The following is a 12245-nucleotide window of genomic DNA, read 5'->3' on the forward strand; positions in this document are numbered from 1 at the left end:
TCGGTCGAATGTTGCATGGCCCTGGTAGGGCTCTGGGCGGAATGGGTGAGACCGTACACGTAAGGAATCCTTGTTTGAGGAGAGCCGATGCGGCGTTTGAAAATCGAATGGCGCTGCGTCGGCGGCGGCACCTCAGCAGCCGATGCCGGAATTTTTCTTTTCCGCGATGCGGAAGGCCGTGGCGTTGAAGATGAGCGTGAAGATGATGAGCACGATGCCCGTGGCGAAGAGCGCATAGTAATGTTCGCTGTGGAAGGGGGCTTCGGCCATTTCCGCAGCGATGGAAGCGGGAATGGGGCGCACCGAGTCGAAGAGCGAAGTGGGGATGACGGCTGCGCCGCCTGCGACCATGAGCACGACCATGGTTTCGCCTATGGAGCGCGACATGCCGAGCATGACGGCCGTGCCGATGCCGGAACTTGCGGCGGGAAGAACGACGCGGGTCAGGGTTTCCCACTTGGTTGCGCCGAGGGAGAGGGAAGCTTCGCGCAGTTCGCGGGGCACGGAATAGATGGCGTCTTCAGCGACGGAACAGATGATGGGCACGCTCATGAAGGCGAGCATGAGACCGGCGTTCAGCAGATTGAGGCCCGTGGAGGCCCCGAGATAGTTCTGCAGAAAGGGCGCGACCACGACCATGCCGAAAAATCCTATGACCACGGAGGGCAGGGCGGCGAGCAGTTCGACAAAGGGCTTGACGATTCTCCGCATGCCGGGTCTGGCCACTTCAGAGAGATAGATGGCGGTGGCCACGCCGAGCGGCACCGCAATGACGGTGGCGAGCGCCATGACCGTAAGCGATCCCACAATAAGCGGCAGAATGCCGAATTCCATGGGGTCGTCGGTAGGATACCAGTTCAGGCCAAAAAGAAAGTCGGTGAGCGGGTAGTCCTTGAAAAAGGGAAGACCGTCCAGCATAAGAAAGAGCACTATGCCCGCCATCGAGAGGATGGAAAGCGTGGATATGCCGGCCAGAAGCCATTCCGTGAATCGTTCCTTGCGAGTGTTCATGCCGAGTCCGTGGGATGCAAAAAAAGGGGGGAAGTTCCCCCGGGGGTGGGTCGGCTCCAGGAAGCGTCCGCCGAAATTTCAGCCTTCGGCGGAGCTTCTGGGGAGCCTGATCTCGATGCAGGAGTTTTCGTGCGGCGGGACGATTTCATCCGTCCCGAAGGTCCGCGAGAAAGAACGCCTACTTGGCGAGCGGGATGTAGCCTGCGCTCAGAACATCCTGCTGGCCGAGCTTGGGATCAAGCATGAAATCCATGAACTTGGCGGTGTTGCCGGCAGGCTTGCCGTTGGTGAAGAGGTAGAGTTCGCGGGAGAGGGGCCACTTCTTGGCGAGAGCGGTTTCGGAAGTGGCCTTGACGCCGCCGATGCTGAGGCCCTTGACGTTGTCATTCAGATACCCCATACCGATATAACCGATGGCGTTGGGATTGGTGGCAACGTTCTGCGCCACGCCGCCGTTGCTGGCCTGGGTGAGGGCCTTGGGCATGACTTTGGCGTCCTTCATGACCAGTTCCTTCCAGCATTCGTAGGTGCCGGAGGAGTTGTCGCGGTTGACGACAACGATGGTGTTGTCGGAGCCGCCCACTTCCTTCCAGTTGGTGATCTTGCCGGAGAAGATGTCGCGGAGCTGATCGATGGAAAGATCTTTCACGGGGTTCTTGACGTTGACGATGGGCACGAGCGCGTCCACGGCGATGGTGGTGCGGGTGAGTTCCATCTTCTTGCCGGCGGCGAGCTTGGTTTCGCTGGACTTCACGTCGCGGGAGGACATGGCCACGTCGGTGATGCCGTCGAGCAGGGACTTGATGCCGGTGCCGGAACCGCCGCCGGAAAGCACGATGGAAATGTCGGGATAGCTCGCCATGAAGTGCTCGGAAGCCTTCTGGATGATGGGCAGCACGGTGGTGGAACCGTTGATGGTGACGGATTCGGCGGCAGAGGCCGGGGCAACCGCGCAGAGCGTAAGCAGGGCGCTCAGAATGACGTTTTTGATCTTCATGATCAGACTCCTTGTTTCATCCGACGGGTCATTCCGTCCGGACAGCATGGAACTTAGAAAGGTATTGTTGCGGCAGTATATCCCGGATGTTAACTTTTTGTTTCAGTTCAACATGGCGGCAATTCACGATATTTTTATCAGAATGTAACATTGGCTTCATACTGGAAGGCTACATACATTCCAAACCGAAAGGGGAACATTGTGGACAACAAAAAGCCGGTCATACTGGTGGTAGAGGATGACGACGACATCCGTGAACTGGTGGCCTTTTCTCTGGAAGAGGAAGGTTATCATGTGGAACAGGCCGCAGACGGTCTTCGCGGTCAGGAAATGGCGGAAACGCTCAGGCCCGACCTCATCATTCTTGATCTCATGCTGCCCGGGCGGGATGGTCTTTCCGTATGCAGGGAGCTGAACAAGCACGCCGCGGAAAGCATGCCGTGTCCCATACTCATGCTGACGGCGCGCGGCGAGGAAATGGACCGCATCATAGGCTTCGAGTACGGAGCCGACGATTATGTGGTCAAGCCCTTCAACATCCGTGAGCTCATGCTGCGCGTGCGGGCCATTCTGCGCCGCCGCAGCATGGACACGGGCAAGCGCGTCATCACGAGGCACGGCGTGAGTCTCGATCAGCAGGGGCGGCGGGTTTCCATAGACGGACGCACCCTGGAACTCACCGCGCTGGAATATCGCATTTTTGAGGACTTCTTCCTCAATGCGGGACGCATCCGCACCCGTGAGGAGCTGCTGTCTTCCGTGTGGGGATATCAGTTTGAAGGATATGAACGCACGGTCGATGTGCATATAGCCCGTCTGCGCCGCAAGCTCGGAGACGCCGCCCAGTATCTGGAAACGGTGCGCGGCATGGGCTATCGCTACAAGGAATAGCCATGAAGAACACTACCTTTTCCATCAAGATCTTTTTCTGCTTCTGCGTCGTCATTCTGTTCTCCGTGCTCGTGCCGTGCGGATATTTTCTCCACAGCATCAAGCAGGAGAGCATAGATCTTACGCGCGAGGAAGCGTTCCGCGAAGTCTCGTTTGTTCGCACCTATATTATGGAAGAGGTGGAGAAGGGCGAGTTCGATCAGAAGGGCGCGCTGCCGGAAACGTTGAAGCGATTCTATTCCGGCGGCGAGCACCGCGTTACCCTCATCGATGCCGAAGGAACCGTGCTTTACGATTCCTTTGCCGAAGACGTCTCCCAGCTGGAGAATCACCGTTATCACGAAGAAGTGGCCAAGGCCTTCACCAGCGGCGAAGGTTCCAGCGTGCGGCACAGTTCCAGCCTCGGCACGTCCTTTGTGTATGCGGCGAAAAGGGTCAGCATTCCCGGAACGGCCATAAGCGTCATCCGGGTTGCGGCGCCGCTGTCCCTGGTGGAGGAGCATGCCGGCGACAGAAGCCGGGCGCTCATGGCCGGCGCCGTGGCCGCGCTTGTCTTTGCCGTGGCCTTTGCCGCGTTCATGTCCATGCGGTTCCGCCGTTCGCTGCAGCTCATGATTTCCTCCGTGGAAAATCTGGCCACGCCCGGAAGCCGCAGCGGACGCATCAGCCTGCGCACGCTGCCGGGCGACGAATTCGCGCCGCTGGCTGCGGCGGTGAATTCCATGGCCCAGCGCATGGAAGTGCAGGTCAATCACATTCTTGCCCAGAAGGCGCAGCTCGACGCCGTGCTCAACAGCATTGCGGAAGGCGTGCTCGTGGTGGATCACGAAGGCTGCATACGCAGCGTGAACGCCACGCTGGTGAGGCTCTTCCCCCGCGCGGCCCACGCCGAGGGGCTGCAGCCCGTGGAGGTCATTCCGTCTCCCGATCTGCAGAAGGGCATAGAGTCGCTCAAGCACGCCGTGCCGGAAAAGCCCGTGCAGTTTGAAATGGACAATATGTCCGGCCGCAAGCTTCAGGTGCTCATCTGCCCCATCGTGGGCGAAAGCAAGCTGCTCATGGCCGTGGCCGTGTTCCACGACATCACGGAAATGTCCGTGCTCATGGAAATGAGAAGGGATTTCGTGGCCAACGTGTCGCATGAGCTGCGCACGCCGCTCACGGCCATCATGGGATACGCCGAAAGCCTGAAGCGCTACGTTTCGGAACCAAGAGCGCTTCACTTCCTGGAAGTCATCGACCGCAACTCGCAGTACATGGCCACCATGGTCAAGGATCTGCTGCAGCTCTCCAGCATAGAGAACGGCGCGATTCCCATGGACATCAAGCCCATGCCCGCCTCCATGGTCATACGCGGAGGCATGGATCTGTGCCGAAGCTCGGCGGAAAGCAAGAAGCTCGAATTTGTTGAAAAACTCGACGACGGCGACTTTTCCGTCAACGCCGACGCCGAATATCTCACGCGGGTGGTGCGCAATCTTCTGGAAAACGCCTGCCGCTACGCGCCGGAAGGCTCGCAGATCGTCATTTCCGCGGAGCCCGACAAGGAAAACGGCATGGCGGTGTTCCGCGTGGCGGACAGCGGCCCCGGCATTCCCCCGGAACTTCGCGTGAGGGTGTTCGAGCGCTTCTACCGCGTGGAAAAGCATCGGGGCGGCCAGGTTTCCACCGGACTGGGGCTTGCCATCTGCAAGCACATCGTGGAGCGTCACGGCGGATGCATTTCCATTGAAGACGGCCCCGGCTGCATCGTAAAATTCACCGTTCCCCTTGCCTGAAACCTTTAGCCACGTCTCTTCTCAAGGAGATTTCCCATGCAGAACATAAAGATGGAGACCGTGTCGCTGAACTTCTTTTACGGAGCGAAGCAGGCACTCAAGAACATCAGTCTCCAGTTTCCCGAAAAAAGGGTAACGGCGCTCATCGGTCCTTCCGGGTGCGGCAAGAGCACGTATCTGCGCTGCCTGAACCGTATGAATGATCTCGTGGCGGGCAGCCGCGCGGAAGGCGGCATCCTGCTGGACGGCAAGGACATCAACGTGAAGGACTGCGACGTCGTGTCGCTGCGGCGTCGGGTGGGCATGGTGTTCCAGCGCCCCACCTCGTTCCCCAAGAGCATTTTTGAAAATGTGGCCTACGGACTGCGCGTCAACGGCGAGAAGTCGGAATCCGTCATTGCCTCGAAGGTGGAGGAAAGTCTGAAGCGCGCCGCGCTGTGGAACGAAGTGAAGGACAGACTTTCCGATTCCGCGCTGGCGCTTTCCGGCGGTCAGCAGCAGCGCCTATGCATTGCCCGCGCCCTGGCCGTGGAGCCGGAAATCCTGCTCATGGACGAGCCCACCTCGGCTCTTGATCCCATCGCCACGCAGCAGATCGAGGAAGGCATAGGTCAGCTTCGCGATCAGCTCACGGTCATCATCGTGACGCACAACATGCAGCAGGCGGCCCGCGTTTCGGACTACACGGCCTTCTTCTACATGGGCGATCTCATCGAGACCGATGAAACCGACGTCATTTTCACCCGTCCCAAGCTGAAGCAGACGGAAGACTACATCACGGGCCGCTTCGGCTAGACCGCGTTGTGCCGCCGTGCCTCTGCGCCCGCGCTGCGCGGCGAAAGCACGGCGTTTTTTTGCCTGGAATCGTGCTTTTTCAGAAGGAATGCGGCAGAAGGCGCTGCGGGTCGGCGGTGCCTGGAAGCCGCATGTCCGCCGAATCCGTTCCGCGGGAATCTCCCCCCGGGACCATGCCGCATGGAGATTCCATGCGCACGCAGAGGTTGACCATGAAGGACGACATGTACGGTTCTTCCGTACTTCGTGGACTGAGGACCGAACTGCTCACCATGGGCAGTCTTGTGCAGATGGCCTACAGCAAGGCCCGCACCGCAGTGCTTCTCCGCAATGAGAAGGTGGCGGAGGAAGTGGTGCGCGGCGACGACGTCATCGACGACATGGAGCTTGAGCTCGACGAGAAATGCACCAGCGTCATAGCCAGAACGCAGCCCGTGGCCAAGGATCTGCGCTTCATTCTTACGGCCGTGCGCATGGTGCTTGATCTTGAGCGCATCGCCGACGAGGCCGTCACCATAGGCCGTCAGGTGTCGCATCTTCCCGAGGCGCTGCCTGCGGAACTGGAGCAGGACCTTGCCCGCTACATGCAGCTGGCGTTCGACATGCTCGACACGTCGCTGGGCGCCTTCCGCAATGAGGACGTCAATGCCGGCATGACGGTCTTCCACAGCACGGACGAGAGCGTTCGTCTGCTTCTGGCCATCTACGAGAAGCTCATGGACGCCGTGCGCCGGAATCTTGTGGATCCCGGCGTGGCGGTGCCGCTCATTCTCATTGTGCGCTCCATCGACCGCATCTGCCGCCGTTCGGAAAACATTGTGGAGCATCTGTGCTTCATGTGCGACGGCATCACCGTCAAGCACAGGGTGAAGCTGTCCGGCTCCGAAGCCTGAAAGCGATGAAAAAAAGAAAGAGCCCCCTTTGGCCTTACGCCGGAGGGGGCTTTGTCGTGCTTTGGGCAGGGAAGGCGGGCGGCGCTCAGTCCTTGCGCAGCATGTGGAAGTGATCGAAGAGCTTGAACGCGAGGCTCATCAGGATGGCGACGAGGGTGGCGAGCACCATGCCCTGAATGGTGAAGGAGCCGAAGGAGAGCTTGGCGCCGCTCAGGCCGATGATCATGATGACGGACGTCATGACCAGATTGGAGGACTTGCTGTAGTCCACCTTGCGTTCCACGAGCACGCGCAGACCGGAAGCGGCGATGACGCCGAACAGCAGTAGGCACACGCCGCCCATGACGGGCACGGGAATGCCGCGGATGAGTTCGGCGAGCTTGCCCACGAAGGAGAGCAGAATGGCCATGACGGCCGCGCCGCCGAGCACCCATACGCTGTACACGCGGGTGATGGCCATGACGCCGATGTTTTCGCCGTAGGTGGTGTTGGGCGTGGCGCCGAAGAAGCCGGAAAGGATGTTGGAGCAGCCGTCGGCGAACAGGGAGCGCGAAAGGCCGGGATCCTTGATGAGGTCGCGGCCGACCACGTTGCCGGTGACGAGCAGGTGGCCTATGTGTTCGGCCAGCACCACGAGGGCGGCGGGGGCGATGATGAGTATGGCGTTAAGGTCGAAGGTGGGAGCGTAGAACTGCGGCAGCTGGAGCCAGGGGGCCTCGATGACGGGCGTAAGATCGACCATGCCCATGAAGAAGGCGAACACGTAGCCGCAGATGACGCCGAACAGCACGGGAATGATGGCCAGAAAGCCCTTGAAGGCCACGGAGCCCACCACGGTGACGGCGAGGGTGAACATGGAGACGAGAACGTTGTCCATGTTGATGTTCTCTCCGGTGAGTCCGGCCATGGAGGCGGCGGTGGGGGCGAGTTCAAGGCCGATGACGGCGATGATGGAGCCCATGGCCGCCGGCGGGAAGATGACGTCGATCCACTTGGTGCCCACGGCCCGGATGATGAGCGAGAAGAGGATGAACAGCAGACCGAACACGATGAAGCCCGACTGCGCGGAGGAATATCCGCTTGTGGCGATGATGGCCAGCACGGGCGAAATGAAGGCGAAGCTGGAGCCCAGATAGGAAGGAATTTTACCTCTGGTGATGATGAGATACAGCAAGGTGCCGATGCCGTTCATGAACAGGCATGTGGTGGGATTCACCTTGAAGAGGAAGGGCACGAGCACCGTGGAGCCGAACATGGCGAACAGGTGCTGGATGCTCAGAGGGATATTGAGAAGAAGCGGCGGACGCTCTTCGACCTGAATGACGTGATACTCCACGGCGGTATCCTCGCGGGAAAAAGGGTTGAGGGCGTCGTATGGGGATCGGGGCGAAAAGCAGACGCGTTTTTCTTTTCGTCCCGTGGGGGGCGGAGGAGTCCGGTTTCGGTTCAGACGCGCGCAAGCGCGAGGCGGCGACCCAGCTCGAAGGCTCTGCGGCAGTCTTCGGGGAAGACTTCCTCGTGATACTTCTTCTTTTCGGCGGGATCGTAGCGATCGGCCTCGTAAAGGCTGTAGTCCTTGAACTGCCAGGCGTTGGCGCTGCAGCATATCTCCGTCTGCACGCCCAGCATTTCGCTCATGCGGGCATGGATGACGGCAAAGGGCGCGAGCACCTTTTCCGTCTGATCGGCGGTCACGCCGAAGGTGTAGATGAAGGCCGTGGGAATTCTGCGGGGAAAGACCCAGCGGTTTTCCTTGTTGTAGAGCATGTGGCAGAAAAGAAAGCGCTGTTCAAGCGCGAGCATTTCGGGCGTGACGTTGCTGTAATAGACGGGAGAGCCGAAAATAATGGCGTCGGCCTGTTCCATCATTTCAAGGACGGGGGAAAGTTCGTCCTGCATGGCGCAGTGCCCGTGTCGGCCTTTCTTGAGCTTGCAGGAAAAGCAGCTCATGCAGCCCCGGTACGACAGAGAGTAGAGCTGAATGAGTTTGGTTTCCGCGCCGACGGAGGCGGCTCCCTCCAGGGCGGAGTTCAGCATGGTTGCCGTATTTCCCTTGATCCTCGGACTGCCGTTGAGCGCAAGTATCATGATGTTTCTCCCCCGTGCGATGGCGTGTTTGGAGCGGTGCGGCATGCATAACCATATTCGCGTTAGAATAGGCTGTAAGCGTTTCTCTTGCAAGCCGAAAATGACGGAGCTTCTTCCGTCTTGCCTGCACTTCGGGCTTTCGCTATGCTGGAGACATGGAACCCATAGCTCACATACACACGGATTTGCCGACGAAGTTCGGCGTGCCGCGGCAGTGCGGTCTCGTGGAGGCGCTGAAGGGGCGCATCGTGTTCACGCCGAAATTTCGGGAGCCGGAAGCGCTGCGCGGTCTGGAAGATTTTACGCACATCTGGCTCATCTGGCAGTTTTCGCGCGCCGTTCGGGATGAATGGTCGCCCACGGTGCGTCCTCCCCGTCTGGGCGGCAACATCCGCATGGGCGTGTTTGCCACGCGCTCGCCGTTTCGTCCCAACTTTCTGGGCCTGTCCTGCGTGCGGCTGGAAAAGGTGGAGCTCTCCGGCAGCGAAGGACCGGAACTTTTCGTCTCCGGCGTGGATCTCATGGACGGCACGCCCATTTTCGACATCAAACCCTACGTCCCGTACTCCGATTCCCACCCGGAGGCGCGGGGAGGCTTTACGACGCGTCTTGCCGACCGCACGCTGCGCGTGGACTTTCCCGAAGCCTGCCGCAGACCGTTCACAGGCGAACAGCAGGAGGCCATTGCGGGCATTCTGGCGCGGGATCCCCGGCCGCATTACCACACTGATCCCGAAAGAGTGTACGGCATGCCCTTTGCCGGATACGACGTCCGCTTCCGCGTGCGCGACGGCGTGGCCGAGGTGCGGGAGGTGGTGAAGCTGGCATTGCAGGAGAAATAGCAGGACCGAGCTGTCTGCTGACATCTGCGTCTTCGCCGGGCGCCGGGCCGTGCCTGAGGCCGATTGCGTCCGTCCGGCGCGGCATGCAGAGCCTGAGCTGTGCCCGTTTCCTTCGGAACCTTTGGACGACGCCGGAGGAGGTCGCTTTCACGAGATCGTCGGCGTCGGAGGCTCTCGAATTCGCCGGTTCGGGTTTCGTGCGGAAGAGCTGGACTGTTGCGGGAGCGATGAGACACGCGACTCCTTCGTAGTTCGGCGCAGAGCCTGTTTTCAGAAGACATCTGCAACGCCGGGGCAGCTTGCCGCATTGAGAGCGTCGGGCGTTTTTTCCTCTGCTTGAGATGGGGAACGCGGAACAGTTCATGTGTTACGTCGTCTCGGTTCCGGCCTTTGACGAATCCTGATATGTGCCTACTTATAAAAAGGCGAAGGGACGCCGTGAACGGTCTTTTTTTCGATGCCGGTCCGATGGGCGGAAAGAATGTGAAAAACTGTGATCGTCGTCATCTTCGCAGAAGGAAAGTTTTCTGATAGAAAAGGGCTGTGCAGGAACGCCCTGCCGACGGGCGTGGGCTTCCGGCACGGAAAACGGAATTTTTTGATATACTATTTTCTCCGCATGTCGACATGACACGCAGAGAAGGCAGGCATCATGAGCGAGTCTCAGACAACAGTTTCTTCTTCGTCTTCTGCGGCCATAGCTCCGCTTTCCCCTTCGGAAGTGGACTTCATGCCTGCGCTCCTGAGAAGTTTTTCCATTCTCATCCGGCTCAAGGGCAAGCATGTTTCCCCGCAGTTTCTCCTTGCCGGACTCTCCGGTTCCGAAAAAATCAGCGTCGGAGCCTGTCTGCGGGCGGCGGAGCGGGCCGGGCTCAAGGGCAAGGTCATGTACCGGCCTTCGCTCGACAACATTTCGCCGCTGACCATGCCGTGTGTTCTCCTTTTAAAGGATAACGCCTCGTGCGTGCTGACGTCGCTCGACGCGGACAAGGCGGAAGTGATTCTTCCCGAACTCGGAGACGGCGTTCAGACCGTGCCCCGCAAGGAACTGGAAAGTCAGTATTCCGGCTATGTGGTGTTCGGCGCTCTGGAAACCCGGGTCGATGCCCGGACGGAACCCGTCAGGCTCGGCAGAAGCAGACACTGGTTCTGGGACGTGCTGCGCTTTTACATGCCCATTTACCGTCATGTGGCGCTGGCGAGCGTCGTGGTGAACATCATAGCCGTGGCCAGTTCTCTGTTCGTCATGAACGTGTACGACAGAGTCATTCCCAACAACGCCTATGAAACGCTGTGGGTGCTGGCGGCCGGCGTCACGCTGGCGTATCTGTTTGATTTCATACTGCGCAGTCTTCGCAGTCACTTTGTGGATCTGGCCGGACGCAACGCCGACGTGGTGCTTTCGAGCAGGCTCATCGACAAGGTGCTTTCCATGCGCATGGACGCCAAGCCGGAATCCACGGGCGCGCTCGTCAACAATCTGCGGGAATTTGAATCGCTGCGCGAGTTCTTCAGCTCCACCACGCTTCTTGCCTGCATCGACATTCCGTTTCTGCTGCTGTTTTTTGCGCTGCTGGCCTTCATCGGCGGCCCCCTTGTGCTGCTGCCGCTCATGGCCGTGCCCGTGCTTCTCGGCGTGGGCGTGTATCTTCAGATGGCGGCCCGCAGGAGCGCCGAAAAAAGCTACCGCCACAACATGCAGAAAAACGCGCTGCTGGTGGAGATGGTGAACGGACTGGAAACGGTGAAGGGCTGCATGGCCGAGAGCCGCATGCAGCGTCTGTGGGAAGCGGTGGCCGGCATTTCCGCGCAGTCTTCCAACGAAGCGCGCAAGTACAGCACCCGCGCCGTCACCTTTGCCACCTTCACCACGCAGCTCGTCACCGTGGGCATGGTCATATGGGGCGTGTACCGCATTGGCGCCGGCGAAATGAGCATGGGCGGACTTATCGGCTGCAACATTCTGGTGGGCCGCATCATGGCGCCGCTTCTGCAGCTCGCGTCGCTGCTTACGCGGCTCCAGAATTCGCGCGTCTCGCTCAAGGCGCTGGACGCGCTCATGCAGCTGCCTTCGGAAAATCAGGATCAGGCCGCCTGCATGGACTTCGGCGAGCTGTCCAGCGAATTCGTCATGGACAACGTGAGCTTCTCCTATCCCGGTTCCCAGACGCCGGCGCTCGATCACGTGTCGCTGCGCATCCGGCCGGGAGAAAAGGTGGGCATCATCGGGAAAATGGGCTCCGGCAAGAGTTCGCTGGGCAAGCTGCTCATCGGCCTGTATCGTCCGTCGGAGGGCTCCGTGTCCTTCGGCGGGGTGGACATCAGCCAGCTTGCCACGGCCGATCTTCGCAGCCGCGTGGGATTCCTGCCGCAGGAAGTCATTCTTTTCTACGGAACGGTTCGCGACAACATCGCGCTCGGCGATCCCACCATCAACGATCATCTCGTCATCCGAGCTTCCGCCATTTCCGGCGTGGCCGACTTCGTGCGGAAGCATCCTGCCGGATACGGCGCGCAGGTGGGCGAACAGGGCCGCAATCTTTCCGGCGGTCAGCGTCAGGCCGTGGGGCTGGCCCGCGCGCTGGTGAGGGATCCCGACGTGCTCATTCTCGACGAGCCCACCAGCAACATGGACGTGGATTCCGAAAGAATCGTGCAGCAGCGTCTGGGCCCCGCGGCCAGAAACAAGACGCTTATTCTCATTACGCACAGGCTCAGCATGCTGCGCATCGTGGACCGGCTCATCGTCATGGACGGCGGCAGAATCATCATGGACGGCCCGCGGGACGTGGTGCTGCGCAAGCTGCAGGAAAAGCAGGGCAGAAAAGCGCCGACTCAGGAAGCCGCCGGGAAACGCGCGGGAAACGTCGCCGCGGCAACGAAGGAACATGTGCAAAAACGCGAGCCCCGGCCGACGGAAGCCGGAAGCGCGCAGCTTTCTTAGCAAAGC

10 protein-coding genes are annotated in these 12245 nt (G+C 60.0%); 6 read left to right on the plus strand and 4 right to left on the minus strand.

The window, feature by feature from the left end; all coding sequences use genetic code 11:
* Nucleotides 1–132 precede the first annotated feature (132 nt).
* A complete protein-coding gene (gene pstC, locus ABGT79_RS13205) occupies nt 133–1011 on the minus strand; it encodes a phosphate ABC transporter permease subunit PstC (RefSeq protein WP_294485813.1) in 879 nt (292 codons plus the stop codon).
* A 178-nt stretch (nt 1012–1189) separates the two neighbouring features.
* Nucleotides 1190–2008 carry a phosphate ABC transporter substrate-binding protein gene (locus ABGT79_RS13210; protein WP_294485818.1) on the minus strand — a complete coding sequence of 273 codons (819 nt, stop codon included), beginning with the start codon at nt 2006–2008 and terminating at the stop codon, nt 1190–1192.
* 201 nt (nt 2009–2209) lie between these two features.
* Between ABGT79_RS13210 and ABGT79_RS13215 the strand changes: the two genes are divergently transcribed.
* The 4 genes from ABGT79_RS13215 to phoU all read left to right on the plus strand — a co-directional run bounded on the left by ABGT79_RS13215 (nt 2210) and on the right by phoU (nt 6365).
* A complete protein-coding gene (locus ABGT79_RS13215) occupies nt 2210–2899 on the plus strand; it encodes a response regulator transcription factor (protein ID WP_346666569.1) in 690 nt (229 codons plus the stop codon).
* 2 nt (nt 2900–2901) lie between these two features.
* A complete protein-coding gene (locus ABGT79_RS13220) occupies nt 2902–4677 on the plus strand; it encodes an ATP-binding protein (protein ID WP_346666570.1) in 1776 nt (591 codons plus the stop codon).
* A gap of 36 nt (nt 4678–4713) precedes the next feature.
* The gene (gene pstB / locus ABGT79_RS13225; RefSeq protein WP_294485826.1) at nt 4714–5472 is read left to right on the plus strand and encodes a phosphate ABC transporter ATP-binding protein PstB; all 759 of its coding nucleotides are present in this window, start codon (nt 4714–4716) and stop codon (nt 5470–5472) included.
* A gap of 191 nt (nt 5473–5663) precedes the next feature.
* Nucleotides 5664–6365, plus strand: coding sequence for a phosphate signaling complex protein PhoU (gene phoU, locus ABGT79_RS13230; protein WP_346666571.1), 702 nt, complete (start codon nt 5664–5666; stop codon nt 6363–6365).
* 85 nt (nt 6366–6450) lie between these two features.
* Here the strand turns inward: phoU and uraA are convergent, their stop codons facing one another.
* Nucleotides 6451–7701, minus strand: a complete 1251-nt coding sequence (uraA, locus tag ABGT79_RS13235) for a uracil permease (RefSeq protein WP_346666572.1) — start codon at nt 7699–7701, stop codon at nt 6451–6453.
* Nucleotides 7702–7811: 110 nt separating this feature from the next.
* Complete coding sequence (locus ABGT79_RS13240) at nt 7812–8453, minus strand: flavodoxin family protein (protein WP_346666573.1); 642 nt, start codon at nt 8451–8453, stop codon at nt 7812–7814.
* A 155-nt stretch (nt 8454–8608) separates the two neighbouring features.
* On the opposite strand from ABGT79_RS13240, the gene tsaA reads away from it, so the two are divergent.
* Together tsaA and ABGT79_RS13250 are read left to right on the plus strand one after the other, a co-directional pair.
* Nucleotides 8609–9295 (plus strand): tRNA (N6-threonylcarbamoyladenosine(37)-N6)-methyltransferase TrmO, encoded by a 687-nt coding sequence (gene tsaA, locus ABGT79_RS13245; protein ID WP_346666574.1) that lies wholly within the window; start codon nt 8609–8611, stop codon nt 9293–9295.
* Nucleotides 9296–9947: 652 nt separating this feature from the next.
* Complete coding sequence (locus ABGT79_RS13250) at nt 9948–12239, plus strand: type I secretion system permease/ATPase (RefSeq protein ID WP_346666575.1); 2292 nt, start codon at nt 9948–9950, stop codon at nt 12237–12239.
* The last annotated feature ends 6 nt before the right edge of the window (nt 12240–12245 follow it).

Origin of the sequence: uncultured Mailhella sp., assembly GCF_963931295.1 — a bacterium.
GTDB lineage: Bacteria > Desulfobacterota > Desulfovibrionia > Desulfovibrionales > Desulfovibrionaceae > Mailhella.